Source organism: Brevundimonas poindexterae, from assembly GCF_020524625.1.
In the GTDB taxonomy this organism is placed as follows: domain Bacteria; phylum Pseudomonadota; class Alphaproteobacteria; order Caulobacterales; family Caulobacteraceae; genus Brevundimonas; species Brevundimonas poindexterae_A.
On the sequence record NZ_JAIVLL010000001.1, the window covers coordinates 1,104,152 to 1,129,368 of the forward strand.

27 protein-coding genes and 1 tRNA gene are annotated in these 25,217 nt (G+C 68.1%); 16 read left to right on the top strand and 12 right to left on the bottom strand.

The window, feature by feature from the left end:
* Positions 1–53 precede the first annotated feature (53 nt).
* Positions 54–1,964, top strand: coding sequence for a M2 family metallopeptidase (locus tag LC068_RS05680; RefSeq protein WP_226635232.1), 1,911 nt, complete (start codon positions 54–56; stop codon positions 1,962–1,964).
* Between the two features lie 113 nt (positions 1,965–2,077).
* On the top strand, positions 2,078–3,949 hold the full coding sequence (locus LC068_RS05685) for a ubiquitin-activating E1 FCCH domain-containing protein (RefSeq protein WP_226635233.1): 1,872 nt from the start codon (positions 2,078–2,080) through the stop codon (positions 3,947–3,949).
* A 103-nt stretch (positions 3,950–4,052) separates the two neighbouring features.
* On the opposite strand, the gene LC068_RS05690 is transcribed toward LC068_RS05685, so the two are convergent.
* Entirely contained in the window at positions 4,053–4,964 is a 912-nt protein-coding gene (locus tag LC068_RS05690) for an isopenicillin N synthase family dioxygenase (protein ID WP_226635470.1), read from the bottom strand.
* 238 nt (positions 4,965–5,202) lie between these two features.
* Between LC068_RS05690 and LC068_RS05695 the strand changes: the two genes are divergently transcribed.
* Positions 5,203–5,877 (top strand): OmpA family protein, encoded by a 675-nt coding sequence (locus LC068_RS05695; RefSeq protein WP_226635234.1) that lies wholly within the window; start codon positions 5,203–5,205, stop codon positions 5,875–5,877.
* A gap of 136 nt (positions 5,878–6,013) precedes the next feature.
* The gene (locus tag LC068_RS05700; RefSeq protein WP_226635235.1) at positions 6,014–6,187 is read left to right on the top strand and encodes a hypothetical protein; all 174 of its coding nucleotides are present in this window, start codon (positions 6,014–6,016) and stop codon (positions 6,185–6,187) included.
* Positions 6,188–6,190: 3 nt separating this feature from the next.
* On the opposite strand, the gene LC068_RS05705 is transcribed toward LC068_RS05700, so the two are convergent.
* The 4 genes from LC068_RS05705 to LC068_RS05720 form a co-directional block, all read right to left on the bottom strand.
* On the bottom strand, positions 6,191–7,495 hold the full coding sequence (locus LC068_RS05705; protein ID WP_226635237.1) for a UDP-glucose dehydrogenase family protein: 1,305 nt from the start codon (positions 7,493–7,495) through the stop codon (positions 6,191–6,193).
* Between the two features lie 130 nt (positions 7,496–7,625).
* Complete coding sequence (locus LC068_RS05710; protein WP_226635239.1) at positions 7,626–9,800, bottom strand: 3-hydroxyacyl-CoA dehydrogenase NAD-binding domain-containing protein; 2,175 nt, start codon at positions 9,798–9,800, stop codon at positions 7,626–7,628.
* A 17-nt stretch (positions 9,801–9,817) separates the two neighbouring features.
* Positions 9,818–11,023 (bottom strand): acetyl-CoA C-acetyltransferase, encoded by a 1,206-nt coding sequence (locus LC068_RS05715; RefSeq protein WP_226635241.1) that lies wholly within the window; start codon positions 11,021–11,023, stop codon positions 9,818–9,820.
* A gap of 154 nt (positions 11,024–11,177) precedes the next feature.
* Entirely contained in the window at positions 11,178–12,443 is a 1,266-nt protein-coding gene (locus LC068_RS05720) for a PQQ-dependent sugar dehydrogenase (protein ID WP_226635243.1), read from the bottom strand.
* A 172-nt stretch (positions 12,444–12,615) separates the two neighbouring features.
* Between LC068_RS05720 and LC068_RS05725 the strand changes: the two genes are divergently transcribed.
* Positions 12,616–12,692 (top strand) — tRNA-Met (locus LC068_RS05725).
* Positions 12,693–12,869: 177 nt separating this feature from the next.
* A complete protein-coding gene (locus LC068_RS05730; RefSeq protein WP_226635245.1) occupies positions 12,870–13,283 on the top strand; it encodes a hypothetical protein in 414 nt (137 codons plus the stop codon).
* Positions 13,284–13,377: 94 nt separating this feature from the next.
* On the opposite strand, the gene LC068_RS05735 is transcribed toward LC068_RS05730, so the two are convergent.
* The gene (locus LC068_RS05735; RefSeq protein ID WP_226635247.1) at positions 13,378–13,776 is read right to left on the bottom strand and encodes a hypothetical protein; all 399 of its coding nucleotides are present in this window, start codon (positions 13,774–13,776) and stop codon (positions 13,378–13,380) included.
* Between the two features lie 110 nt (positions 13,777–13,886).
* Here LC068_RS05735 and LC068_RS05740 point away from each other — a divergent pair, with 110 nt between their 5' ends.
* On the top strand, positions 13,887–14,186 hold the full coding sequence (locus LC068_RS05740) for a hypothetical protein (protein WP_226635249.1): 300 nt from the start codon (positions 13,887–13,889) through the stop codon (positions 14,184–14,186).
* 3 nt (positions 14,187–14,189) lie between these two features.
* Here LC068_RS05740 and LC068_RS05745 read toward each other — a convergent pair whose 3' ends face one another.
* Positions 14,190–14,837 (bottom strand): TlpA family protein disulfide reductase, encoded by a 648-nt coding sequence (locus tag LC068_RS05745; RefSeq protein WP_226635251.1) that lies wholly within the window; start codon positions 14,835–14,837, stop codon positions 14,190–14,192.
* Between LC068_RS05745 and argH the strand changes: the two genes are divergently transcribed.
* From argH to lysA, 3 genes are read left to right on the top strand one after another with little or no spacing between them, the layout of a single operon-like run.
* A complete protein-coding gene (gene argH, locus LC068_RS05750; RefSeq protein ID WP_226635254.1) occupies positions 14,836–16,266 on the top strand; it encodes an argininosuccinate lyase in 1,431 nt (476 codons plus the stop codon). The two genes, LC068_RS05745 and argH, sit on opposite strands and share 2 nt — an antisense overlap.
* The gene (locus LC068_RS05755) at positions 16,263–16,505 is read left to right on the top strand and encodes a hypothetical protein (protein WP_209117132.1); all 243 of its coding nucleotides are present in this window, start codon (positions 16,263–16,265) and stop codon (positions 16,503–16,505) included. The genes argH and LC068_RS05755 overlap by 4 nt, the downstream gene beginning before the upstream one ends.
* 33 nt (positions 16,506–16,538) lie before the next feature.
* The gene (gene lysA, locus LC068_RS05760) at positions 16,539–17,819 is read left to right on the top strand and encodes a diaminopimelate decarboxylase (RefSeq protein ID WP_226635257.1); all 1,281 of its coding nucleotides are present in this window, start codon (positions 16,539–16,541) and stop codon (positions 17,817–17,819) included.
* A gap of 4 nt (positions 17,820–17,823) precedes the next feature.
* On the opposite strand, the gene LC068_RS05765 is transcribed toward lysA, so the two are convergent.
* Positions 17,824–18,366: a phosphoribosyltransferase gene (locus tag LC068_RS05765; protein WP_226635259.1), complete on the bottom strand. Its 543-nt coding sequence runs from the start codon at positions 18,364–18,366 to the stop codon at positions 17,824–17,826.
* Between the two features lie 16 nt (positions 18,367–18,382).
* Entirely contained in the window at positions 18,383–19,330 is a 948-nt protein-coding gene (locus LC068_RS05770) for an MJ0042-type zinc finger domain-containing protein (protein ID WP_226635261.1), read from the bottom strand.
* 90 nt (positions 19,331–19,420) lie between these two features.
* Here LC068_RS05770 and LC068_RS05775 point away from each other — a divergent pair, with 90 nt between their 5' ends.
* Genes LC068_RS05775 through LC068_RS05795 form a run of 5 tightly spaced genes read left to right on the top strand, consistent with a single transcriptional unit; the run spans position 19,421 to position 22,950 of the window.
* Positions 19,421–20,164, top strand: a complete 744-nt coding sequence (locus tag LC068_RS05775) for a cell division ATP-binding protein FtsE (protein WP_226635263.1) — start codon at positions 19,421–19,423, stop codon at positions 20,162–20,164.
* Positions 20,161–21,051 (top strand): cell division protein FtsX, encoded by an 891-nt coding sequence (locus LC068_RS05780; protein ID WP_226635265.1) that lies wholly within the window; start codon positions 20,161–20,163, stop codon positions 21,049–21,051. The genes LC068_RS05775 and LC068_RS05780 overlap by 4 nt, the downstream gene beginning before the upstream one ends.
* A gap of 9 nt (positions 21,052–21,060) precedes the next feature.
* Positions 21,061–21,702, top strand: a complete 642-nt coding sequence (locus LC068_RS05785; RefSeq protein ID WP_209117144.1) for a YdcF family protein — start codon at positions 21,061–21,063, stop codon at positions 21,700–21,702.
* Positions 21,703–22,407, top strand: a complete 705-nt coding sequence (locus tag LC068_RS05790) for a lysophospholipid acyltransferase family protein (RefSeq protein WP_226635267.1) — start codon at positions 21,703–21,705, stop codon at positions 22,405–22,407.
* A gap of 57 nt (positions 22,408–22,464) precedes the next feature.
* Positions 22,465–22,950, top strand: a complete 486-nt coding sequence (locus tag LC068_RS05795; protein WP_226635269.1) for a DUF421 domain-containing protein — start codon at positions 22,465–22,467, stop codon at positions 22,948–22,950.
* Here the strand turns inward: LC068_RS05795 and LC068_RS05800 are convergent.
* The 3 genes from LC068_RS05800 to LC068_RS05810 are packed head-to-tail and all read right to left on the bottom strand — an operon-like array spanning position 22,947 to position 24,426.
* Positions 22,947–23,321: a DUF1622 domain-containing protein gene (locus tag LC068_RS05800; protein ID WP_226635271.1), complete on the bottom strand. Its 375-nt coding sequence runs from the start codon at positions 23,319–23,321 to the stop codon at positions 22,947–22,949. The two genes, LC068_RS05795 and LC068_RS05800, sit on opposite strands and share 4 nt — an antisense overlap.
* 31 nt (positions 23,322–23,352) lie before the next feature.
* Positions 23,353–23,967 carry an SOS response-associated peptidase family protein gene (locus LC068_RS05805; RefSeq protein ID WP_226635273.1) on the bottom strand — a complete coding sequence of 205 codons (615 nt, stop codon included), beginning with the start codon at positions 23,965–23,967 and terminating at the stop codon, positions 23,353–23,355.
* Positions 23,968–23,970: 3 nt separating this feature from the next.
* On the bottom strand, positions 23,971–24,426 hold the full coding sequence (locus LC068_RS05810; protein WP_226635275.1) for a YaiI/YqxD family protein: 456 nt from the start codon (positions 24,424–24,426) through the stop codon (positions 23,971–23,973).
* A gap of 230 nt (positions 24,427–24,656) precedes the next feature.
* Between LC068_RS05810 and LC068_RS05815 the strand changes: the two genes are divergently transcribed.
* A complete protein-coding gene (locus tag LC068_RS05815; protein ID WP_226635277.1) occupies positions 24,657–25,217 on the top strand; it encodes a RipA family octameric membrane protein in 561 nt (186 codons plus the stop codon).

Here is a 25,217-nt window from a genome sequence, read left to right on the forward strand (position 1 = left end):
AGCGTCGGATGCGCGACAGTTAACAAGCCGGTTTGTGCAAGGCGGAGGACCCCATGAAACGCACCCTGACGATGACCGTAGCCCTGTGTGCCCTGGCGGCAGGCGCTGCAGGCTGTGCCGGCATGCCGGGCTTTATGACCGAACACGACGGCGGCACTCAACAGGTCGCCAATTCGCCGGCCCGGACCAGCGCGTCCACCCCCGCCCTGACCGAAGCCAATCTGATGGGTCAGGCGCCGACCGCCGCCGAGGCCGCCGCCTTCGTCGCTGATGCCGAAAAGCAACTGGCCGAGGCGAGTGAATATGCAGGCCGCGTGGCCTGGGTGCGGGCGACCAACATCACCCACGACACCATGTTGCTCGAGGCGCAGGCCAACGCCCAGTACACCGAGCTGTCGGTCAAGCTGGCCAATGAGGCGGCGCGTTTCAACGACGTCGAGGTGCCCTTCGACGTCCGCCGCAAGCTGAACATCCTGACCCAGGGCATCGTCCTGCCGGCGCCGAACAAGCCGGGGGCCGCGACCGAGCTGGCCGATATCACGACCCGGCTCGACTCGACCTATGCGACCGGCAAGTTCGAATATCAGGGCCGGATGATCACCCTGGACGAGGCCAGCCAGCTTCTGGCCGAAAGCCGCGATCCGGCCGAGACCAAGGCGCTGTACGAAGGCTGGCGGACCATTTCGCCGGTGATGGCCGACGACTACACCCGCATGGTCAACATCGCCAACGAAGGGGCCCGCGAGCTGGGCTTTGACGACGTCGGGGCCATGTGGCGCTCGGGCTATGACATGGAACCGGACGCCTTCGCCGCCGAGACCGACCGGCTGTGGGATCAGGTGAAGCCCTTCTACGAGAACCTGCACTGCTATGTGCGCTCGCGTCTGAACGAGCGCTATGGCGATCTGGTGCAGCCCGATAGCGGCCCGATCCGCGCGGACCTGCTGGGCAATATGTGGTCGCAGCAGTGGGGCAATATCTATGACGTCGTGGCGCCGAAGACCGGCGGCACCTCCAGCTATGACATGACCGAACTGCTGGTCGATGCGGGCTATGACGCCGAGAAGATGGTGCGCACGGGCGAGGGCTTCTACACCTCGCTGGGCATGGCCCCGCTGCCGGAGACCTTCTGGGAACGCAGCCAGATCACCCGCCCGCGCGACCGCGAGGTCGTCTGCCACGCCTCGGCCTGGGACATCGACAACCTTGAGGATGTGCGCATCAAGATGTGCACCCAGGTCAATGCCGAGGACTTCTACACCGTGCACCACGAACTGGGGCACAACTTCTATCAGCGCGCCTATAAGGATCAGCCGTTCCTGTTCAAGAACGGCGCGAACGACGGTTTCCACGAGGCGATCGGCGACTTCATCGGCCTGTCGGCCCTGACGCCGACCTATCTGAACCAGATCGGTCTGCTGGACGAGGTTCCGGGCACGGACGAGGACATCCCCTTCCTGCTCAAGATGGCGCTGGACAAGATCGCCTTCCTGCCATTCGGGCTGATGGTCGATCGCTGGCGCTGGGACGTGTTCTCGGGCGAGACCTCGCCTGCCGAATACAATGACGCCTGGTCGGCCAATATGCTGAAATACCAGGGCCTGGTGCCGCCGGGCGACCGTCCGGCCGACGCCTTCGACCCGGGCGCCAAATACCATATCCCGGGAAATACGCCGTACACGCGGTACTTCCTGGCGCACATCTACCAGTTCCAGTTCCACCGGGCGGCTTGCGAGCAGATCGGCTGGACCGGACCGCTGCACCGCTGTTCGATCTACGGCAATGAGGCCGTCGGCCAGCGCTTCAACGCCATGATGGAAATGGGCCAGTCGCGGCCCTGGCCCGAGGCCATGTACGCCTTCACCGGTGAGCGTATGGGGGATGCCTCGGCCATCGCCGACTATTTCGCGCCGCTGGATGCCTGGCTGACCGAACAGAACAAGGGCAAGGACTGCGGCTGGTAAGCGCCACCGTTAACCGTTCATCTTGGTCGTTCCCTTAACCCCGCCTGCGGCATGATCGCCGCAGGTGTGGGCCCGTGCCCGCACAGAATGTGGAAACGGTCGGGACGACAGGCATGCGCAAGTGGGCTGAAAGGCTGAAGGGCTTCTTCGGGGATCGCCGCGGGAATGTGGCGTTGATCTTCGGGCTGAGCCTGCCGGTCATGGTGCTGATGACGGTCGGCGGGGTGGACATCCACCGGGCTTCGACCGTGCGGGTGAACCTGCAGGACGCGCTGGACGCCTCGGCGCTGGCCGCCGCCCGTTCGCCGTATACCCAGCCGGCCGACATCCAGCGCGTGGGCATGAACGCCCTGCGCGCCAATCTGTCCAACTATCCGAACGTCGTCCTGCGCGAGGACAAGACCACCTTTGTGCTGAACGAGGACCAGGTGGTGGTCGCCCAGGGCTCGGTCGATGTGAAGACGCTGGTCGCCAATGTCTTCCTGCCGCCCTACGGGCAGTTCATGGACGACTTCCTGCCGGTCGGCGCCCATTCCGAGGTCAACCGCTCGTCCAAGAACCTCGAAGTGTCGCTGGTGCTGGACCTGACCGGCTCGATGAGCGGCAGCCGGGTCCAGGATCTGAAGGTGGCGGCCAAGGAGCTGGTCACCATGGTCGTCCAGGACATGCAGGAGCCCTATTATTCCAAGGTTGCGCTGGTCCCCTATTCGATGGGTGTGAATCTGGGCGATATCCATAATTCGGTGACCGGATCGCCGACCTCCTACCTCGGTATCAGCAATGTCGAATGGCAGGTGGGTCAGCCGAGCTACATCGAGAACATCACGCGCTCGAGCACGGGTGAGGTGACGACCACCTCGGGCCATGGCCTGTCGACGGGGGACTATGTCTGGATCGACGACGTCGACGGCATGTACCAGATCAACGACAAGCCCTATCGCGTCGTCCGCACGGGCAGCGATACCTTCACCCTGCAGTACTGGAACGGCAACGGCTGGAGCACGCTGCGGACCCGTTCGTCGGATGGCTACAGCCGCTACAGCCGCAATGGCCGCGTCCGCAAATGCCTGCAGTGGGACTGCTCGGTCGTGATCTCGACCACGGGCAACCACGGCTTCAGCGACGGCGACACCGTCTATATCGACAATGTCGGCGGCGCGACCCAGATCAACAACGCCGGCTACGAAGTCCAGGTCGTGAACCCGGCCAAATACGCCATCGGCGTTCCGGGCCCGCAGGTCGGCAGCTTCACCCACGGCGGCCGGTCCTGGTGCGGACAGTACGGCTGTGAGTGGCGCGTGTTCCGTAACCCCTATGGCAGCCTGAAGTGGTTCCGCAGCTCGAACTGCGTGGCCGAACGCACGGGCACCAACCGGTATACGGACGTGTCGCCGAACGGATCGAACCGGATCCAGTTCAACTACTCCGGCACCTCCGGCAATGCCTGCCCGACCTCGCCGATCATCCCGCTGTCCAGCGACCGCGCGGGCCTGAAGTCGGCCATCGACAACTTCACCACCGACGGATCGACGGCCGCCCAGATCGGTACGGCCTGGGGCTGGTACACGGTGTCGCCGAACTTCAACTCGCTGTGGCCGAACAGTGCGGCGGGCGCATATCGCGACCCGGACCTGCTGAAGGCCGTGGTGATCATGACCGACGGCGAGTTCAACACCCCCTATTGCTCGGGCGTGATCGCCCAGAACGCGGGCTCGGGTTCGGGCTCCTTGTCTGACAAGATCGCCTGTGACGCCACCAACGGCGATCCGTTCGACCAGACCGTGGCCCTGTGTGAGGCGATGAAGGCCCAGGGCGTGATCGTCTACACAGTCGGCTTCCAGCTGGATTCACGCGGCCGCGGCGCCCAGGTGCTGAACGCCTGCGCCAGTTCGGGGGCGGCCTTCCTGCCCGCCAGCGGTGCGGACCTGTCGGAAGCCTTCAAGGCCATCGGCCGCGACATCACCCGGCTGAGGATCTCGAAATAGGCCAGGGCGGCCGCGTCGCTTCCCGCGACGCGGCGGCTCGCTGCCTGAGCGCAGATTGGGGCGCTAACGCTCGCGACGCGGTCGCTCGCTGCTTGAGCGCGGGTCAGATCAGCCGGATTTCCTTGAGGCGTTCCGTCAGGAAGTCCTCGGCCATGATCGACTTGCCCGCATAGCGGTCCGGATTGTCGGGCGTGACCGTTGACGGCAGGGTCTCGATGACGAAATCCGGATTGAAGTGCAGGAAGAACGGCATCGAATAGCGGGCATAGCGGCTGCGCTCGGGTGACGGATTGATCACCCGGTGGCTTGTCGACGGCAGGACGTGATTGGTCAGCCGCTGCAGCATGTCACCGATGTTGACCACCAGCGCTCCCGGCGGCGGCGCGACGTCCAGCCAGCTGCCATCCTTCTCCTTCAGCTGCAGGCCGGCTTCTTCGGCGCCCAGCAGCAGGGTGATGACATTGATGTCCTCGTGGGCCCCGGCGCGGACACCGGCGGGTTCACCCTCGACCGGCGGATAGTGCAGCAGGCGCAGGATGCTGTTGCCCATCTCGACCTTGTCCTCGAAATAGCCGTCCGCAAGGCCCAGGTGGCGTGCGATGGCGCGCAGGATACGGGCGCCCAGGGCGTCCATGGCCTCGAACAGGCCATAGACATGCCGGCGGAAGCCCTCGACCTCGGTCGGCCACATGTTGTCGCGCATGAAGGTGCGGTAGGGATGGCCTTCCGGAAGCTCCCGGCCGACGTGCCAGAACTCCTTGAGGTCAACGGCCGCCGCCCCCTTGGCCGCCTCGACCCCGAACGGCGTCAGGCCGCGCGCGCCGCCCGTGCCGGGCACGTGATAGGCCCGCTTCACATCCTCGGGCAGGGCAAAGAAGGTCTTGGCGTCATTGAGAGCCCCGTCGATCACCGCCGGCTCCAGCCCGTGGTCGGCGATCACGGCAAAGCCGTAGCGCTCGAACGATCCGCCCAGCGCATCGGCGAAGGCCTGGAAGTCCTGGTCGTACAGGGTCATCGAGACGGGGGTGATGCCCCGATCGGAAAGGGTCGAGGCGGAGGAGGTCTGAGCGGTCACGGCAGGGATCCGTAGGCGAGGAAGGGTCTGGACAGGCTGATACGCCCGGAGCCCCCCGGATGGCAAACGACCGACTGTCGCGCTTATGGCCTTTGCGTTCATCCATGGTACAGGCCGGAACCTTCACCGTAAGCCTCGCGTTAACCGGGCCTAACGCCCAAGGAACAGGACGAGACACATGCGCAACAAGATTCTCATGACCGGCGCCGCCATCGGCATTCTGCTGGGGGGTGCGGCCTGCACGACCATGGACCCCTACAGCTCGACCCCGCGTCGCAACAACACCGGCACTGGCGCCATCGCCGGCGCGCTGGGCGGTGCCGTGCTCGGCTATCTGACCAACACCTCGGACGGCGAACAGGGCCGCAAGAACGCCCTGATCGGCGCGGGCGTCGGCGCCTTGGCCGGTGCGGCCGTCGGCCAGTACATGGACCGCCAGCAGCGCGCCATGGAAGAGCAGCTGTCCGGCACGGGCGTGGGCGTTGTCCGTCAGGGCGACAACCTGGTCCTGCGCATGCCGTCGGACGTGACCTTCGCCACCAACCAGTCGAACATCGAGCCGCAGTTCGATGCCGTGCTGCAGGACGTGGCCGCTGTGCTGCAACAGTACGACCGCAGCACCGTCGACATCATCGGCCACACCGACTCGACCGGTGGCGATGCCATCAACCAGCCGCTGTCGGAGCGTCGCGCCCTGTCGGTCGCCAACGCCCTGATCCGCAACGGCGTGATGCCCGAGCGCCTGTACATCGAAGGCCGCAGCTCCAGCCAGCCGGTGGCGTCGAATGACACCGCCCAGGGCCGCGCCCAGAACCGTCGCGTCGAAATCCTGATCCGTCCGTTCCGCGGCTGATCGGTCGACCCGACCTGACACAAGAAGGCGGATCCCTTCGCGGGGTCCGCCTTTTTTGACGACTCCCGTTCGGCAAGGCTTGCCCTGCCCCCGCCCGCCGTGCTTTGGCTGGTCACAGGGTTAACCGGGGGACGCCGTGGGGCCGGACAATCGGGAATGGATGGAAGGGGCCAGGCTGGTCTCGATCGGCGTGGTCAGCGCCGTCGTCTCGGCCGGACTGATCATCAGCCTGGGCCGCGCTGTCCTGACCGACAAGGCTGATCCGCCCGTCGCACGGGCCGAAATCCTGATCCCCGCCTCGACCCGCTAGGGATCAGGCGCGGCCGATCGAAGTGTAGCGGAAGCCCCGGGCCCGCATGTCTTCCGGACGATAGATGTTGCGGAGGTCGACGATGACCGGCTGCTTCACCAGCGATTTCAGACGGTCCAGATCCAGCGCCCGGAACGGGTCCCATTCCGTCACGATGACCACGACATCGGCGCCCTCGACAGCGTCATAGGGGCCCTCGCGGAAATCGACACCCTGCAGCAGGGCCCTGGCCTCATGCATGCCCTCGGGGTCGAAGGCCCGCACCGTGGCACCCGCAGCGACCAGCGCCGGCACCAGATCGAGCGAGGGCGAGTCGCGCATGTCATCGGTATTCGGCTTGAACGTCAGGCCCAGAACCGCGACCGTCTTGCCCGACAGGTCGCCGTCCAGCGCCTTCTCGACGCGACCGGCCATGGCCTTCTTGCGCGCGTCATTGACCTCGACCGTGGTCTCGACCAGTCGCACCGGGCTGCCGGCGTCGACGGCCGTGCGGACCAGCGCCAGGGTATCCTTGGGGAAGCACGAGCCGCCATAGCCCGGACCGGCATGCAGGAATTTCGGTCCGATGCGGTTGTCCAGACCGATGCCGCGGGCGACCTGTTGCACATCGGCGCCGACGGCCTCGCACAGATCGGCCATCTCGTTGATGAAGGTGATCTTCATCGCGAGGAAGGCGTTGGCCGCGTATTTGATCAGCTCGGACGTGCGGCGTCCCACGAACAGCAGCGGCGATTCATTGAGGTTCAGCGGGCGATAGAGCTCGCTCATCACGGCGCGGGCCTGTTCGTTCTCGGTGCCGACGACGACGCGGTCCGGGCGTTTGAAGTCGCCGATGGCGGCGCCCTCGCGCAGGAACTCGGGATTGGAGACGACGGCGAACTCGGCGTCGGGGCGACGTTCGCGGATGATCCGCTCGATCTCATCACCGGTGCCGACCGGCACGGTCGACTTGGTGACGACCACCGTAAAGCCGTCGATCAGGTCGGCGATCTCCTCGGCCGCCGAATAGACATAGGACAGGTCCGCGTGGCCGTCGCCCCGGCGCGAGGGCGTGCCCACGGCGATGAAGACCGCGTCCGCCTCGCGGATGGCCTTCGCGCCGTCGACGGCGAAGAACAGGCGGCCTTCCTCGACATTCTTGGCGACCAGGGTGTCGAGACCGGGCTCATAGATGGGCATGACGCCCTGCTCCAGCCGCTCGATCTTGGAGGCGTCCTTGTCGACGCAGGTCACCACATGGCCGAAGTCCGCAAAGCAGGCCCCCGAGACCAGGCCTACATAGCCGGTTCCGATCATCGCCACGCGCATGAGGTGCCCCTTTTCGCTGTCCGGAGATTTACGGTCGCTCGCATAGCCCGCCTGTCCCGCAAAGAACAGGGGGTTGGCTCATGCCGGAGGCAGCGGGGGCACCGGTGGGTCACCCCCGCGCTTCAGGGGATCAGGCGGCGGCCTTTTGCGGGGCGAACTTGCCGTAGAAGGTCTCACCCTTCGCCGCCATGTCTCGCAGCAGCTGCGGCGGGCTGAACCGGTCGCCGTACTTCGCGGCATAGGCGTCGGCCTGTTCCACGAAAGCCTTCAGCCCGTACTGGTCGATGTAGGTGATCGGACCGCCGGTCCAGGGCGCGAAGCCCCAGGCCAGGATGGCGCCGACATCGGCCTCGCGCGGGTCGTCGATGACGCCCTCTTCCCAGCAGCGGGCGACCTCGACCGCCTGACGGAACAGCAGACGGCGACGCTGGTCCTCGACATCGGCCATCGACAGCTCGTCGACCTTGACCGGCGCCAGGTCGGCCAGACCCGACCAGATGACCTTGGGCTTCTGGTCATAGTCATAGAAACCCTTGCCGTTCTTGCGGCCGTAGCGGCCCAGATCCTCGACCATCTTGCGGACGATCTCGGAGCCCGGCAGCGGCTGATAGGCGGCGCCCAGGTCCTCGGCGGTCTGTTTGGCGATCTTGACCGACAGGTCGAGCGCCACGTCGTCGTGCATTTCCAGCGGGCCGCGCGGCATGCCGGTCGAGCGGCCGATGTTGTCGATCAGCACGGGCGAGATGCCCTCTTCCAGCATGGCCATGCCCTCGGCCACATAGGTGCCGAAGCAGCGCGATGTGTAGAAGCCGCGCCCGTCGTTGACGACGATCGGGGTCTTCTTGATCTTCATGACGTAGTCGAGCGATTTGGCGATGGCCGCCTTGCCCGTCTTTTCGCCGAGGATGATCTCGACCAGCATCATCTTGTCGACCGGCGAGAAGAAGTGGATGCCGATGAAGTCCTCGGGGCGCACCGACGCCTCGGCCAGGCCGGTGATCGGCAGGGTCGAGGTGTTGGAGCCGAAGATGGCACCCGGCTCCAGCTGGGCCTCGGCGCGCTTCGTCACATCCGCCTTGATCTCGCGGTTCTCGAACACGGCCTCGATGACCAGGTCCGAGCCCTTGATCAGGTCATAGTCGGTCGTGGCGGTAACCGAGGCCAGCAGGGCGTCATACTTGTCCTGGGTCAGCTGGCCGCGCGACAGGCGCTTCTTCAGCAGCTCCTCGACATGGGCCTTGCCCTTGTCGGCGCTTTCCTGATCGCGGTCGATCAGGATGGTCTCGATGCCGGCCATGGCGTTCACATAGGCGATGCCCGCGCCCATCATGCCGGCGCCCAGCACCGTGACCTTCTTCGGGTCGGACTTGGGCACATCGGCGGGACGGAGCGCGCCCTTGTCCAGCTCCTGCTTCGACAGGAACAGGCTGCGGATCATGCCCTGGGCCTGGGGCGTCATCAGGGTCTTGATGAAATAGCGGGTCTCGACGCGCAGGGCGGCATCCATGGGCAGCTGCACGCCCTCATAGACCGCCTTCATCAGGTTCATGGCCGCGGGATAGTTGCCGTAGGTCTGCTTGCGCAGCATGGCATTGCCGACCAGGAAGTTCTGGATGCCGGCCGGGTGATAGGGGCCGCCGCCCGGCAGTTTGAAGCCCTTGTCGTCCCACGGCTGGGCGGCCTTGCCGCCGCCCTTGACCCAGGCCTTCGCGGCCTCGACCTCGGTGCCGGCCGGGACGACCTCGTGCACGATGCCGGCGCCCCTGGCGTCGTTCGGACGGAAGGACTTGCCCTCGGTCATGGCCATCATGGCGGCCTGCACGCCGATCAGGCGCGTCAGGCGCTGGGTGCCGCCACCGCCGGGGAACAGACCGACCTTGATCTCGGGCAGGCCCAGCTGGATCTTCGGGCTGTCGCCGACCACGCGGTAGTGACAGGCCAGGGTCAGTTCCAGACCGCCGCCCAGCGCCAGGCCGTTGATGGCCGCCGCCACCGGCTTGCCGCAGGTTTCCAGTGCGCGCAGGGCGCCGTTCAGGCGCCAGCCGGCGTCAAAGGCCGCCTGCAGATCGGATCCGCCCAGCATGCCCGCAGCCATGTCGCCGAGGTCGGCGCCGGCGCAGAAGCCCGAGCTCTTGCCCGAGGTCAGGACCGCACCCTTGATGGCGTCGTCGGTCTTCACCTGCTCGACCCATTCGGGGATTTCCTGCATGACCTTGCCGGTCAGGGTGTTCATCGACCGCCCGGGCACGTCGAAGGTGATCAGGGCGATGCCGTCGGAGTCGACGTCGATCTTGAAGTTTTCCATGGTCAATTTCTCCCGGATCAGACGCGTTCGATGACGGTGGCGGTGCCCATGCCGCCGCCGATGCAGAGGGTGGCAAGCGCCGTGGTCTTGTCCGAGCGTTCCAGCTCGTCCAGCACGGTGCCGAGGATCATGGCCCCGGTGGCGCCCAGCGGGTGGCCCATGGCGATGGCGCCGCCGCAGACGTTGATCTTGTCATGCGGGATGTTGAGCGCCTGCATGTAGCGCAGCACGACGGCGGCAAAGGCCTCGTTCAGCTCGAAGAGATCGATGTCGGTCGGCTCCATGCCCAGCTTGCCCAGCAGCTTGTTGGTCACGAACTCGGGGCCGGTCAGCATGATGGAGGGCTCGGACCCGATCGAGGCAGCGCCCTTGATGCGTGCCCGCGGCTCGAGGCCCAGGGCACGACCGGCGGCGAGCGTGCCGATCAGCACACCCGCCGAGCCGTCGACGATGCCGGAGGAGTTGCCCGGCGTGTGCACGTGATTGACGCGGGCGACCTCGGGGTAGCGCTGGTTGATCACGGCGTCGAACGCCATCTCGCCCATCATGGCGAAGGACGGGTTGAGGCCGCCCAGGGTCTGCATATCGGTGTTGGGGCGGATGGTCTCGTCGTGATCGAGGATGGTCAGGCCCAGCTGGTCCTTCACCGGCACGACCGACTTCGAGAACCGGCCCTCGGCCCAGGATTGGGCGGCGCGCTTGTGGCTCTCGACCGCATAGGCATCGACGTCGGCGCGCGAGAAGCCCCACTTGGAGGCGATCATGTCGGCCGAGACGCCCTGGGGCACGAAATAGGTCTTGAAGGCGCTGGTCGGGTCAACCGGCCAGGCGCCGCCGTCCGAGCCCATGGGCACGCGGCTCATGGCCTCGATGCCGCCGCCCACGGCGAACTCGGCCTCGCCCGACTTGACCTTGGCGGCCGCGATATTGACGGCTTCCAGTCCCGAGGCACAGAAGCGGTTGACCTGCACGCCCGCCGTGGTCTCGGCCCAGCCGGCGTTCATGACGGCGGTGCGGGCGATATCGGCGCCCTGTTCGCCCACCGGCGAGACGCAGCCGAGGATGACGTCATCGACCTTCGACGTGTCGAGGCCGTTCCGGTCGCGCAGGGCTTCCAGCACCTGGGTCGCCAGGCTGAGGGCGGTGATCTCGTGAAGGGAGCCGTCCTTCTTCCCCTTGCCGCGCGGGGTGCGGACGGCATCAAAGATATAGGCCTCGGTCATGGGCGGTCCTCTTTTGCTGGCCCTGCCGCTCGGCCCCCAAGGCGTCTGTTGGCGCCTCGCAGGGTGAGGGCAAGTTCGGAATCGAAACGTGGGGGTCAGAAACCCTACGTTTACGTCAACGTCAAGTATGAAAGCGGGTGACCGGCCTCAAGCCCTAGGGCGTGAACAGGCGCACCAGCTTGCCATTGTCTTCGTCGGTGATGGCCCAGACCGCGCCGTCGGGCCCCACGGCCACGTCGCGGATGCGGTCACCCAGATCGGTCAGCAGGCGCTCCTCTCCGACGACCCGATCACCCTCGATGACCAGCCGGGCGATGTGGCGCTCCTTCAGACCGGCCACCAGCAGATTGCCCTGCCAGCCCGGGAACATGGCCCCGTCATAGAAGGTCATGCCGCCGGGCGCGATCACGGGATCCCAGTAATAGACCGGCTGTTCGGTGCCTTCCTTTTGGGTGATGCCCTCATTGATCTCGCCGCCGCGGTACTCGATGCCATAGGCCACCTCGGGCCAGCCATAGTTGAGGCCCGCGCGGTCCAGATTGATCTCGTCCCCGCCGCGGGTGCCGTGCTCGACGGTCCAGACCTGGCCATCGGGGGCCACGGCGATCCCCTGCACATTGCGATGGCCGAGCGACCAGATTTCCGGCAGGGCGCCCTCGCGGCCGACGAAGGGGTTGTCTTCGGGCACTGAGCCATCGGCATTGATGCGGATGGTCTTGCCCATGTGCGAGCCCAGATCCTGGGCCTGGGGCCGCATGCGTGCGTCGGACCGCTCGCCCAGGGTGATGAACAGGGTCCCGTCGAGGGCAAAGGCGAGGGATGAGCCGAAATGCTTGTCGCCGTCATAGGTGGGCAAGGCGCGGAAGATCACCTCGACGTTGTCGACCCGGGTGCCGTCGTCCGACAGCACGCCCCGCGCGACAGAGGTGGCATTGCCGCCCTCGCGCGGCTCGGCATAGCTCCAGTAGATACGTCGGTCCGAGGAAAAGTCCGGACCCAGGATGACGTCCAGCAGCCCCCCCTGTCCGCGGGCATCTACCGCGGGCAGGCCGGCGATCGGCTCGCCCACCTGTCCGTCGGCCGTGATGATGCGCAGCCGGCCGGGCCGTTCCGTCACCAGCCAGTTGCCGTCGGGCAGCAGGGCCAGCCCCCAGGGGTGGCTGAGCCCCTCGGCCACCACTGTGTGGCTGAGGGTGGCTTCGGTCGTTACGCCGGGCGCGCGCGTCTGGCCTTCGAAGGCCGGGGTCTGGTTGGGCGCATTGGGGGGTCGGGTCTCGACCGGGTCGCCGGGCCCGGACTGGGCCGCACCGGCGCTGCCCGTCATATTGCAGGCGGCCAGCAGGGTCGCGAGGGAGGCGGCAAGGACCAGCCGTCCCCGGGGCGTGCGGCGGGACAGGGGGCGGGCGTCAAAAAAGGGCATGGGGAATCCCGGCAAGCTAAGGAGAGCGCCCATCCTATACGCTTCTCGACGTTCTGCCGTTCCGGAAACGCAGCAGGGAGAAGACGGGACGCTTGAATCGCCGTGCGCGGCCCTATATAGCGACGCGTCTCGCGCGGGCCCCCGATCCGGCCCCTGCGACCCGGTGACCCGGGGCTGGATAGCTCAGCTGGTTAGAGCGGTGGATTCATAACCCACAGGTCGGCGGTTCAAGTCCGCCTCCAGCCACCACCTTCTTTCGTTCAATCGATCACGTGGATCTCGCACCCTGCGGGCGGCAGGCCGTCGGTCGTCAAGCAACCCGGCATCGGCCCACGCTCCTGCCCCCCGTCTTCGGGATTGTCAGAAACCAACGTTTGGCCCTATGGAAATTTCTGGCGATCAGGTCGCCTTTCATGGGGGAACGAGATGCGCGGATGGGCAGTGGGGATCATGGGCCTTGGCAGCATGATGATGGCCGGATGCGAGACCTTCGACGACTACATGATCGCCAGTGAGACGGGGCTGATGCTGGAAGGCGCCATCGTCCGTGTCGACACGATGGAGACGTTCACGGGCGATCGGTACGACCAGTTCCGGGTGTGGAACGGGGGGTCCAGAGCCATCTGCGCACAGGTCGTGTTCAACGGGTCCAACAATTATGCGGGCGGCGGCTATTCCATGGGGAGCGTCTACAGCGTCGCTCCCGGCACCACCGTAGATATCGGCTACGTTCAGTATCCCGCAAATTACGGCTACCAGAGCCGCCTCTGGACGCCGCAGTCAAACGGGGCGTGCGGCTCCTATGAAGGGGCAGCCCAGCGGAAGGCAGCCGGGGGCTGATCGCAGTCCTTCACTTGCCGGCGGCACCCCGCCCTTTCACGCGCAGATCAAGCGGCGAAGGCAGGCGCCGCGCAGTACGTCCGACGACGGCGTCCTAGAGGCCGCGGCAGGTCTGGCGGACGCGCAGGGCCATCTGACGATCGCCCTCGTCGAGCGCCATGGCGCGGGCTTCACGGCAGCGGCCGAGATCGACCAGCGCGCCGACCCGGTAGGCCAGATCGACCCGCTCGGCCCCGTGTTGCTGGACCAGCACCTGTTCGTTCAGGGCCGAGTCCCGGCGGGCGCTCTCGCTTTCGTAGAGAAACAGATACTGGCTCTGCGTCATGCGACCGACGGGCGCAAATGTGCGGCCCGAGTTCGGTCCCCAGACCTGCGTCGACCGGCCATTGCCGGTGCCGCCCGTACCCCCGCCGGTGCTCTGGGCCGCAGCCCCATCGGCCAGCGCCAGGGCGGCCACACCGGCAAACACCGCCACGAGATATCGAACCTGCATACGACTCCCTCCAGTTGTCCGCCCATGAGAATACCCGAACGGCGTTATTTGCAACCTCTGCCGTAGGGGTGGCGTTTCCTGCGCATCATTCAGCAGGAAGGGACCTGACCATGATCAAACGCACGCTGACGATCGTTGCCGCCACCTCGGCGCTTGCCCTGGGCATGGCCGCCTGTACCGAGGCCGAGCAGGAACAGACCGAGGCCAATGCCGAACAGGCGGGCGAGGCGATCGGTGACGCCGCCGCGGAAGCGGGCGAGGTGATCGAGTCTGGTGCCATGGCCGCGGCCAACGCCGTCGAGGAAGGTGCGGGCAATCTGTCCGACGAACTCGAGGAAAATCAGGCCGAGGCTGCTGCCCAGGGCCGCGAGGGTGCGGTCAATCCGGCGACCGGCGAACGCGTCGAATAGACCTCAGGATTCCGCCAGGAGGGCGTCGACCAAGGCCCGCGCCTCGGCGCTGGCCCAGTCGGCCTCCCCGGCAAAGGTCGCGCGGATACGCCCCTGACGGTCCAGCAGGATGGTCTGGGGCATCTTGCCCGACTCCGGAAACAGGAACGGCAGGCGGAAGGTCTTTTCGGAGTAGAAGGGAAGCGGCTCGTGCACGTCGATGAAGCTCTTCGCATCGGCGATGGCGCCGTCCTCCGAGTCCACATTCACCGGCAGGACGAGCAGATCGGTGCCTTCGTAGGCTGCGGCGAGCGTCGCCAGCGTCGGCATTTCGGTACGACAGGGCGCGCACCACATGGCCCACAGATTCACCACCACGACCTTGCCGCGGAAGTCGGCGAAGGTGACCGCCTTGCCGTCGCGGTCCACGAACGCCTGATCCGGTGCCGACACCAGATCGACCGGGGCGGACAGCCGGGTGAGCGATCCCTTGGCATAGGCCGACAGGGCGCTTTGCGGGGCTTCGGCGCCGTTGGCCGCGGCATCGCCTTTGGACCCGGGCATGATATGCGGATATAGCAGCACGCCACCGGCAATCAGGGCGACCAGAACCGCCGCGCCGATGGCCAGAGCCGTCTTTACCGAACCCTTGATATCCGAGCCCAACGCCATGTCCCGGCCCACACCTCCTGACGCTCCTGCATCCGATGGCGGAGCGACTTCGGACAAGACCCTATGGGGTGGACGCTTTTCCGCCAAGCCTGATGCGGTGATGCAGGCCATCAATGTGTCGATCGGCGTGGACCAGCGCCTGTGGCCGCAGGATCTGGCGGGCTCGCGCGCCCATTGTCGCATGCTGGCTGCGACCGGGATTCTGCGGGCCGAGGATGCCGAGGCCATTCTGGGCGGGCTGGACACGATCGAGGCCGAGATCCGCGACGGGCGCTTCCCCTTCCGCGAGGCCCACGAGGACATTCACATGAATGTCGAGGCGCGGCTGGCCGAGCTGATCGGCGAGCCGTCGGGCCGGCTGCATACCGCGCGCAGCCGCAACGACCAGGTGGCGACCGACTTCCGCCTGTGGGTGCGCGACGCCTGCGACCGCACGGTTGCGCAACTGCAGGCGCTGCAGGGCGCCCTGCTGGGCAAGGCCGAGGCCCATGCGGCGGACCTGATGCCCGGCTTCACCCATCTTCAGCCGGCCCAGCCGGTGACCTTCGGCCACCATCTGATGGCCTATGTCGAGATGTTCGGCCGCGACGCCGGGCGTTTTTCCGACGCGCGCGACCGGATGAACGAATGCCCGCTGGGGGCGGCGGCGCTGGCGGGTTCCCCCTTCCCCATCGATCGCCGGATGACGGCCTCGGCCCTGGGCTTCGAGCGACCGATGGCCAATTCGCTGGATGCCGTCTCGGATCGCGACTTTGCGCTGGAGAGCCTGGCCGCGGCCAGCATCACGGCCGGGCACCTGTCACGGCTGGCGGAAGAGATCGTCATCTGGATGACGCCCCAGTTCGGCTTCGTCACCCTGCCGGACCATCTGACCACCGGCTCGTCGATCATGCCGCAGAAGCGCAACCCGGACGCCGCCGAACTGGTGCGCGCCAAGACGGGCCGGATCATGGGCTCGCTGGTCGCCCTGTCGACGGTCATGAAGGGACTGCCGCTGGCCTATTCCAAGGACATGCAGGAGGACAAGCCGCCGGTGTTCGAGGCCTTTGACGCCCTGGATCTGGCGCTGACCGCCATGACCGCCATGGTCGCGGCCCTGCAGCCGGACACCGGGCGGATGCGGGCGGCGGCGGGCTCGGGCTTCTCGACCGCCACGGATCTGGCCGACTGGCTGGTGCGGGAGCTGGATCTGCCATTCCGGCGGGCGCACCATGTGACGGGCGCGGCGGTCAAACGGGCAGAGGCACTGGGCGTGGACCTGGCGCAACTGCCGCTTGACGAACTTACGGCAATCGAGCCCGGAATCACCTCCGAGGTTTACAAGGTGCTGTCGCCTGAGGCTTCCTGTGACAGTCGTCAGAGCTTTGGCGGCACGGCGCCGGAACAGGTCCGCGCGCGCATCGCCGAATGGAAGACACGCCTGTCATGACCCTTTCGAAACGCATTGCCGCCGTGGGCCTTTCCGGACTGATGCTGGCGGGCGTGGCCGCCTGTGGCCGCATGGCCGACCTGGAGGCTCCGCCCGAGCGCCGGACCGAGCGCAGCATGCGCAGTGCCCAGGCCCCGGATCTGGAGGAACCGGCGACGGTCAACCGGTCCTCGACCCAGCAGCCGATCGACGGCGGCCCCAGCAATCCCTATTCGGGCGGCGGCAGCCCGCTTTCCTGACGACCGGAAGGTCGCCCTCCTCCCCGAGACGACGTGGACCATTTCCAGCACATCGACGGCGCCCTCCATGCCGAGGGCGTGCCGCTGGCCGACATTGCCGACACCGTCGGCACGCCGGCCTATGTCTATTCCACCGCCACCCTGACGCGGCACTACCGGGTGCTGGCCGAGGCGCTTGAGGCCCAGGCGCCGCTGGCCGGGCGGGCGCTGATCGCCTTTGCCGTCAAGGCCAACAGCAATCTGTCGGTGCTCGCCACCCTCGGGCGACTGGGGGCCGGGGCCGACACTGTGTCCGAAGGGGAAATCCGCCGGGCGCTGGCGGCCGGCATCCCGGCCGACCGCATCATCTTCTCCGGCGTCGGCAAGACCGATGCGGAGCTGACCTTTGCCCTCCAGACCGGCGTGCGCCAGATCAATGTCGAGTCCGGCCCCGAGCTGGACCGCCTTGAGCGTCTGGCCGAAGCCACCGGCCTCCGTCCCGACATCGCCATTCGCGTGAACCCGGGCGTCGGGGCCGGAGGACACGCCAAGATCACCACCGGTGGCGGGGGCGACAAGTTCGGCGTGCCGGTCGAGGAGGCGCTGGACCTCTATGCCTGTGCCGCACGCACCGGCCATGTGCGTCCGGTGGGGCTGGCCTGTCATATCGGCAGCCAGATCCTGGACCTTGGCCCGCTCAGGGACGCCCTCGCCGTGCTGGCCGACATGACCCGCCGGCTGCGGGCCGATGGTCATACGGTGCGGGTGCTGGACCTCGGCGGCGGTCTGGGCGTGCCCTATGAGCCGGGCCTGACCCCACCCGATCCGGCGACCTATGCGGCCATGGTCGGCGAGGCCATGGCGGGGCTGGACGTGGACACCCTGTTCGAGCCGGGGCGGCTGCTGGTCGCCAATGCCGGCGTGCTGTTGGCGCGCGTCATCCACGTGAATGTCCGGCCCGACGGGCGGCGCTTTCTGGTGCTGGATGCGGCGATGAACGATCTGATGCGCCCGGCCCTCTACGACGCCTTCCACCCGCTGGTGCCGGTCAGCGACGCGGCCGGGGTCGAAGGCCCTTATGACGTCGTGGGACCCGTGTGCGAGACCGGGGACACCTTCGCCCGCGCGCGCACCCTGCCGGAGCTGTCGGCAGGGGATCTGGTCGTGTTCAAGGGCGCCGGGGCCTATGGCGCGTCGATGGCCAGCGAATACAACAGCCGGCCGCTGGTGCCCGAGGTGCTGGTGAACGGCGACCGCTTCGCCGTGGTCCGGCCCCGTCCCGACTATGACACCCTGTTGGGACGCGAATCCCGGGCGCCCTGGCTGACCGACTGACGGCTCAGTCCAGCGCGCAGATGTCCGGCAGGCCGCGCCAGGCCCCGCCGTGATCCAGACCATAACCGACAAGGAAGCGGTTCGGGGCGTCCCAGCCGACAAAGTCGGGCTCGGGCGCGCGCGGCAGGGGCCAGGGCTTGCGCGCAAACACACTGGTCAGGACCTCGGCGGCGCCGGCCTCGCGCACCAGCCGGACCGACTCGGCCAGCGACAGGCCGGTATCGAAAACGTCATCGAGGATCAGCACCTTGCGGCCCTCAACCGACCGTTGCAGGGGCGCCCGGACCTCGATCCGGCCCTTGCTCTCGGTGCCGTCGCCATAGGAGGCCAGCCACAGGGCATCGAAGCGAAGGTGACGCCCCTGACGGGCCAGCGCCCGGGTCAGGTCAGCCGCGAACCATAGGCCGCCGGTCAGCAGCACCACGGCGACGGTCTCGTCATCGACGTGCGGGGCGATGCGGGCAGCCAATTCCTCGACCACGGCGGCCACTCCGGCCTGGTCGAGCAGGACGGACGGGGCGGGGCGGTCGGTGACAGGATCGGCCATGACGGGCCGATAGCGCCTAATGGGCCGGGCTGTCGAGCGGTACGGCGGCGGCAGGCGCCAGTTCGGCCGGTGTGTCGGACGACAGGGCCCGGACGGGGCGCAGGCCGGGAGGGTCGGCCGGGACTGCGGCATGGCTCATGCTGGCAGGTTCAGTCGCGGCGTGATCCTCGGCCGGGGCGTGGGTGTCATGCTCTTCGGCCGGCGGGTGTGCGGCCGGCGCCTTGCGGGCCGGGCGCTCGACCGGGATCTGCGGCGGGGCGTCGAGTACGAAATCGACCCCGACGCCGGTGGCACGCCCGCCCGGGTCGGACAGGACGATGGCAAAGCCCGAGACCTTGCCCGGCAGAACCGGCGCGGCATCGGGGTGGACGATGGCATGGGCGATCTCGGCGCCGTGGTCGTCCAGCAGGGCGACACGCACGGGCGGTGCCACGATCTCGCGGTCGCGGATATTGCGGAGCGCACCCGAGACCACGACCTTGTCGGGCGTTTCGGGCAGGGCGCGGGCGCCGACGGCCTCGAACTCCAGGCCGGTGACGTTCACGGGCATGCCGACTGCGGCATAGGCGACCGCCGTGCGCGGCAGCATGTCGACCACCTCGACCCGGAACAGCCACGCCCCGGCCAGCAGGCCGAGGAAGATGCTGGCGACACCAGCCCAGGCGGCGCCATGCAGGGCCGCGCGCCGGGTGCGACGGGCGGTCTCGGCCCGGGCACGATAGGCCTTGGGCAGTTCGGGGGCCGGGGTCTCGGCGAGGCTTTCCGGGGCGGACGCGGTGACGGGCTCGGCTGCGACGGCGACCGGTGTCGTCGGAACGGCCTCGGCCTTCAGTTCCAGCGGCTCCTCGGCCGTGGCGTGCCAGCTGTGGGCACAGGACTGGCAGCGCACGGTCCGACCGCGCGGCCCAAAGGCGTCATCGGGAACGAAATAGCTGGTGGCGCAGGCGGGGCAGGTCAGTATCATGGGCGACGACGCAGGACGCGCATGCCCCTGCCCTCCCGGAACGAACCCTCGTCCCGCCGGCCCTTCAGGTTTCCCAGTCCCGTTTTCGATGTGACCCGCACGATCGCCGCCTCTGACCTGTCCGGCCGGACCGCTGCCCCCGCCCGGTCCGACCAATGGCCGGTGCGCCTGAAGGGGGTGACGTTCGGCCATGCCGGACACCCCGACCTCTTGCGGGGTATCGATCTCACTGTGACGGGGGGCTCTTTCAACTTCCTTACCGGGCGGTCCGGTGCGGGCAAGACCTTGCTGTTGATGGTGGTCGCCGGACTGGTCCGGCCCGATGCCGGACAGGTGCAGCTGTTCGGCAGCGATCCCGAACGATTGCCGCGGAGTGAGGCCCGGGCCCTGCGCCGCCGGATCGGGCTGATTGCGCAGGATGATCCGCTGGTCGGCCATCTCAGCGTGGCCGACAATCTGGCCGTCACCCTGAGGGTCACGGGCCAGTCGCCGGACGGACGCGAGGCGGACCTTGAGGCCATGCTGGCGTTCGTGGGACTGACGAGCGAGGCCGGCCGCCGGGCGGACACCCTGTCGCGCGCCGAGCGGCGTCTGGTGGCGCTGGCCCGGGCCATGATGACGGGGCCGGACCTGATCCTGGCCGACGAGCCGCTGGCCGGGCTGGATGCCGCGTCGGCGAAGCGCATGCTGGGCCTGCTGCGGACCCTGAACCGACAGGGGACCACCGTCATCCTGACCCGCGACGGGGACGGCCCGGGCAGCGAGGCGCGCAAGGGGGATCGCCGCCTGCATCTCGAGGCCGGGCGTCTGACCGGCGGCGAGGGCGCATCATGAAGCGGCCGGCCCTGTTGAGCGGACCGGACCTGTGGCCGGACGGGGGCACCACCCGCCGGCTGGGTCTGGCGGTGCTGACCGTGCTCGGCCTGCTGAGCGCGCTGCTGATCCTGGCCCATGTCGGGGCCAGCCGGGCGGCAGGCGACTGGGCCAGCGCGGTGACTCACGAGGCCACGGCCCTGATCCGTCCGCGCGCCGACGAGACCGGCGCGACCGCGGCGGCGCGGGGTGCCGAAGCCCTCTCGGGCGTGCGGGGCGTGGAGGAAGCCGTGGCCCTTGACCGGTCCGAGGCCGAGGCCCTGCTGAGGCCCTGGCTGGGCGAAGCCGATCTGGCGACCCTGCCCCTGCCGCAACTGGTACGGCTGCGCCTCGACCCGCGCGAACCCGCCAGCGCCATCAGCCTGAACCGGGCGCTGGCCGAGGCCGGCGTGGACGGCACCGTCGACGACCACAGTCTGTGGCGGAACAGCTTCACGGCCGCGGCCCGGACCCTGCGCATCCTGACGGCGCTGGCCGGCGGAATCGCCGTCCTGCTGACGGCCACGGCAGGCGTGCTGATCGCCCGGCAGGCGGTGGAGAGCCGGGCAGAGACCTTGCGGGCCCTGCGTCTGGCGGGGGCCGATGACGCCGCCCTGACCACCCTTACCCAGTGGCATCTGGGGCGGGATGCCGCGCTGGCGGGCGCCGCCGCGACCCTGATGGCCCTGCTGGCCGGACTGGCGCTGGCCCTGTTTCCGCCCGGCGGGACGATCGGGCAGGTGTTCCCCCTGCTGATCGAGGATCTGGCGCTGGTCCTGCCCCTGCCCGTGGCCATGGCGACACTGGCCGTCGTGGCGGGGCGACTGTCGGTCCGGCTCTGGCTTGGCAGGGCGCGGGGCGGTCGCTAGTTAAGCATTATGCGGTATCTGGCCCTCCTCGCCATTCTCGCGCTTGTGTGGCTGGTCGGCCTGTTTGCCTTTGCCGACCGGGTGCGGAGCTATACCCCGACCCGGGACCCGGCGCCCGCCGACGCCATCGTCGCCCTGACCGGGCCGTCGTCGGAGCGGGTCGATGCCGCTATCCGCTTGCTGGAGAACGGCAAGGGCGACCGGCTGCTGATCTCGGGCGTCAACCGGCAGGTGCAGAAGTCCGAGCTGAAGGCGGTGACGCCCGGCTCGACCCGGCTGTTCGCCTGCTGCGTCGATCTGGGGTTCGAGGCCGAGAACACCATGGGCAACGGCCAGGAGATCGGCCGCTGGGCGCGGTCGCACGGCTATGACAGCCTGATCGTGGTCACCTCGGACTATCACATGCCGCGCAGCCTGATGGAGATCCGCAGCGCCCTGCCGGGAGTCGAGCTGACCCCCTATGCCGTCAAGACGCCGGAGCTGGACGACCGGGGCTGGTGGCGGGCGGCGGTGACGGCCCGGCGCATGACGCTGGAATACATGAAGTATCTGACGGTCATGGTACGCGAGGGCGTGCGCCGCATCAGCGGTGACCGCTCGGCCGATGCCGTGCAGGGCGTGGCCGAGGAAGCCGCGAAGAAGGCCCGCTAGGTGACCACCGTCCGCTCCCTGCTGTTCGTCGCCTGGCTGTACCTGTCGATGGCGATCTTCGCCCTCCTGCTGTCGCCGGTGCTGCTGTTCGGCTCGGTGGCGTCGATGGGGGTGATCAAGGGCTGGGCGCGGTTCGTGCTGTTCGGCCTGCGCGTCCTGTGCGGAGTCAGGGTCGAGGTGCGGGGCCTGGAGCACCGGCCCGAGGGTCCCGCCCTGATCGCGGGCAAGCATCAGGGCATGCTGGACGTGATCGCCCCCTTCACCTTCCTGTCCAACCCCTGCTTCGTCATGAAGAAGGAACTGATGGTCCTGCCCTTCTTCGGCTGGTTCGCGGCCCGGACGAACATGATCGCGGTGGACCGCTCGGCCCATGCCGCGGCGCTGAAGGGCATGGTCCGGCAGGCCCGCGAGCGCCGCGACGAAGGCCGGCAGGTGCTGATCTTCCCCGAAGGCACCCGCACCGCGCCCGGCGCCGCGCCGGACTACAAGCCCGGGATCGCCGCCCTGTACCGCGACCTGGACACCGCTTGCGTGCCCATGGCGACCAATGCGGGCCAGCACTGGCCGGCGCATGGCTTTCGCCGGACGCCCGGCACCGTGGTCTATGAATTCCTGCCCCCCATTCCGCCCGGGCTGAAGCGGGCCGAGTTCATGGCGCGGCTCGAGACCGAGCTGGAAGCCGCCTCCACCGCCCTGCTCGACTGAACCCTCGGGGCTGCGGGTTGTTGTCCCCCCGGGCGATGCCGCCTGCGGGAGAGCGCGATGAACTGGATGGAGATGCTGTTTCAGGGCTGGAGCGGACTGGCCCGAACGGCCGTGGTGGCGGTGCTGGCCTATGTCGGGCTGGTGCTGTTCCTCCGGATTTCGGGCAAGCGGACCCTGTCCAAGCTGAACGCCTTTGACCTGGTGGTCACGGTGGCGCTGGGGTCGATCCTGGCCACGACCCTGCTGAACAAGGACGTGGCCCTCGCCGAGGGGCTGGTGGCGCTGGCCAGCCTGATCGTCCTGCAGTTCATCGTGACCTGGTCGTCGGTGCGCTTCCGTTGGCTGCGCGAGGGGGTGCGGTCCGAGCCCACGGTGCTGGTCCGCGACGGACAGCCGCTGGAGGCCGTGCTGCGGCGCGAGCGCGTCACCGAAGACGAAGCCACCAGCGCCGTTCGCGACGCCGGGGGCCGGACCCTGGCCGAGGCCGAGGTGGTCATCCTGGAAAGCGACGGCTCGCTGACCGCTATTCTGGCGCGGGGCTAGCGCGAGGCGTCGCCCCCCTCGCTCTCGGCCCGCCGCCACGGCCAGCGGCCCCCGATCTCCATCTCCAGCGAGACGCTGACGAAGGTGCGGATGCCGACGATCAGAGCCAGCAGACCCACGCTCTCGAACGACAGGGGGGCGGTGATGGTGGCGATGATGTCGGCGCCGACCAGCAACTCCAGCCCCAGCAGGATGCCGCGGCCCAGATTGGCCCGCAGCCGGTCATAGGCGTCGCGCCCTTCGTGCCGGCGCCAGAGGTCCCGGGCGAACAGAACGAGGGCGACCAGCACCCCGAGCAGGATGGCGAGCACGCCGGCCATCTCGAGCAGGCGCGCCGCCGCGCCGATCCAGGGCAGTTGGGGCAGGTCCATGCAAAGCCAAATGGCCGGAGCGCCCGTCGGTTCAGTCGCGCGCCTCCCTCGGCTTGAGTTCGGCGATCAGGGTGCCGCCGGGCGGGGGGACCAGCAGGTCGGCGGCCGGGCGGCGGTCGAACAGCCAGTCGGCCAGCGCCCCGGCCGGCAGGGGCAGCACGCCGCGCGTGTGATAGGGGGCGACGTCCGGCCCCGGCTCGGCCGTGAGCAGGGCGAAGGCATCGGGCTGACCCTCCGCGCCCGCCCGCCAGACCGCCGCCAGCATCAGGGGCTGGCCGTCGGCCGCCGACAGCCGCCAGCGCGTCTTGGGATAGCGGTCACCGGTGAATTCGTAGAAGCCCGAGGCCGGCACCAGACACCGGCCGCCGCGCGGCCCGTTGCCGAGGGTCCGGCCTTCGGAGCGATAGTTGATGACCGGCCCGCCCTTGCGCCCCGCAGGTGGTGGAAAGCCGAAGCGCAGCTCGGCCAGCCCGGTCGTCGCGCCCCCCTCGCCGGCCCGGATGACCGGGGCGAGGTTGGTGGGGCGGACCTCGTCGCGCGGCTCGAGGTTGGGCAGGCCGCCCGGCAGGTCCAGCGGGGCCTCGGCGCCCCTCAGAAGGGTGACCAGTTCGGTGATGCTAAACCGGGCTTCGTAGGAGGCGCACATGGCCTAGCCCCCCGCCCGCTTCGCCACGACCACCGCCCGGTCCAGCGCCTGCAGGAAGTTGGAGCGGTCGCGCGCCGAGAACGGCGGCGGGCCCGAGGTCTCGACCCCCATGCCGCGCAGGTGCTCGCCGATCGAGCGTCCGGCCAGGGCCGAGCCGATCGAGTCGGGGGTGAAGGCCGTGCCGTTGGGCCGGAGCGCCTGGGCCCCGGCCTTGAGACAGCGGTCGGCCAGCGGAATGTCGGACGTCACCACAATGTCGCCCGGCCCCGCCCGCCCGGCGATCCAGTCATCGGCGACATCGGGCCCGGCATCGACCACCACCTGTTCGATAAAGGGCGCGCGGCGCAGGTTGATCCAGCCGTTCGAAACGACAAAGGCCTTGAACCCCACCCGCTCGGCCACGCGGAAACACTCCTCCTTAACGGGGCAGGCGTCGGCGTCGATGAAGAGGCTGTGCATGGGGAAAAGACCGTCTGAATAGTCTGAATCGTCTGAAACGGGGTCGGCAGGGGCGGGGATTCAGACGGTGAAAAAACCGTCTGAATAGTCTGAATGGTCTCGATGGGTCCGGGTGGGTGGAACGAGGTCCGGCAGCCTAACACGGCCGGGAGGTGTGCTGATAAGATTGACATAACGTCGGTGGCCGGGATCGGATAGTCTCGAACTGACGCCGGAGCACGGAGCGCGGAATGAGCGACCAACAGGAAACCGGAGAGCCCGTCGCCAAGGCCGACAGGCCAAAGGATCCGAAGCCGGCGCAGGAGGCCGGAGGCAAGGACTCCGGGGGGCAGGACGCCAAAGCGGATGCGGAACTGGCGCTCAAGCGTTTCGACATACTGTCCCGGTATCTGGCCTATGAAGGCACGGTGTACTGGGCCCGGTCGACGTTCTTTCTCGGGGTGAACGCAGGTCTGTTCGGACTGCTGGCCACGCTGCTCAAGGACAGTCTTGGCACGTTCCATGTGGTTGCTACGGCGGTGAGCCTGCTGGGAATGCTGCTGTCCGTGCTGTGGTTACTTGCCCTTTTGGCGGGCGAACACTGGACCTCCCGGTGGGAGGCGCTTTGCGTAGAATATGAGCCCGGAGCGTTCGGCGAGACGGAGGTCTTCCGGAATGGCAGATCGACGATCGGCAAACTGGCCAAGGGCACAGCGATGGCGACGGTCGGGATTTTCATCACCGCATGGGTGATCTCGCTGGGCTATCAGACGCTCCTCCATGTCTGCGGACCGACGATACAGGGCGGATGA

Coding starts and splice junctions, on each gene's coding strand:
- argH (WP_226635254.1), top strand. CDS start 14,836: ATGTCCCGGCCCACACCTCCTGACGCTCCTGCATCCGATGGCGGAGCG.
- LC068_RS05765 (WP_226635259.1), bottom strand. CDS start 18,366: ATGGCCGATCCTGTCACCGACCGCCCCGCCCCGTCCGTCCTGCTCGAC.
- LC068_RS05780 (WP_226635265.1), top strand. CDS start 20,161: ATGAAGCGGCCGGCCCTGTTGAGCGGACCGGACCTGTGGCCGGACGGG.
- LC068_RS05785 (WP_209117144.1), top strand. CDS start 21,061: ATGCGGTATCTGGCCCTCCTCGCCATTCTCGCGCTTGTGTGGCTGGTC.
- LC068_RS05690 (WP_226635470.1), bottom strand. CDS start 4,964: ATGACCCTGTACGACCAGGACTTCCAGGCCTTCGCCGATGCGCTGGGC.
- LC068_RS05795 (WP_226635269.1), top strand. CDS start 22,465: ATGAACTGGATGGAGATGCTGTTTCAGGGCTGGAGCGGACTGGCCCGA.
- LC068_RS05695 (WP_226635234.1), top strand. CDS start 5,203: ATGCGCAACAAGATTCTCATGACCGGCGCCGCCATCGGCATTCTGCTG.
- LC068_RS05810 (WP_226635275.1), bottom strand. CDS start 24,426: ATGCACAGCCTCTTCATCGACGCCGACGCCTGCCCCGTTAAGGAGGAG.
- LC068_RS05755 (WP_209117132.1), top strand. CDS start 16,263: ATGACCCTTTCGAAACGCATTGCCGCCGTGGGCCTTTCCGGACTGATG.
- LC068_RS05720 (WP_226635243.1), bottom strand. CDS start 12,443: ATGCCCTTTTTTGACGCCCGCCCCCTGTCCCGCCGCACGCCCCGGGGA.
- LC068_RS05715 (WP_226635241.1), bottom strand. CDS start 11,023: ATGACCGAGGCCTATATCTTTGATGCCGTCCGCACCCCGCGCGGCAAG.
- LC068_RS05815 (WP_226635277.1), top strand. CDS start 24,657: ATGAGCGACCAACAGGAAACCGGAGAGCCCGTCGCCAAGGCCGACAGG.
- LC068_RS05740 (WP_226635249.1), top strand. CDS start 13,887: ATGATCAAACGCACGCTGACGATCGTTGCCGCCACCTCGGCGCTTGCC.
- LC068_RS05685 (WP_226635233.1), top strand. CDS start 2,078: ATGCGCAAGTGGGCTGAAAGGCTGAAGGGCTTCTTCGGGGATCGCCGC.
- LC068_RS05710 (WP_226635239.1), bottom strand. CDS start 9,800: ATGGAAAACTTCAAGATCGACGTCGACTCCGACGGCATCGCCCTGATC.
- LC068_RS05770 (WP_226635261.1), bottom strand. CDS start 19,330: ATGATACTGACCTGCCCCGCCTGCGCCACCAGCTATTTCGTTCCCGAT.
- LC068_RS05745 (WP_226635251.1), bottom strand. CDS start 14,837: ATGGCGTTGGGCTCGGATATCAAGGGTTCGGTAAAGACGGCTCTGGCC.
- LC068_RS05735 (WP_226635247.1), bottom strand. CDS start 13,776: ATGCAGGTTCGATATCTCGTGGCGGTGTTTGCCGGTGTGGCCGCCCTG.
- LC068_RS05705 (WP_226635237.1), bottom strand. CDS start 7,495: ATGCGCGTGGCGATGATCGGAACCGGCTATGTAGGCCTGGTCTCGGGG.
- LC068_RS05680 (WP_226635232.1), top strand. CDS start 54: ATGAAACGCACCCTGACGATGACCGTAGCCCTGTGTGCCCTGGCGGCA.
- LC068_RS05805 (WP_226635273.1), bottom strand. CDS start 23,967: ATGTGCGCCTCCTACGAAGCCCGGTTTAGCATCACCGAACTGGTCACC.
- LC068_RS05730 (WP_226635245.1), top strand. CDS start 12,870: ATGCGCGGATGGGCAGTGGGGATCATGGGCCTTGGCAGCATGATGATG.
- LC068_RS05800 (WP_226635271.1), bottom strand. CDS start 23,321: ATGGACCTGCCCCAACTGCCCTGGATCGGCGCGGCGGCGCGCCTGCTC.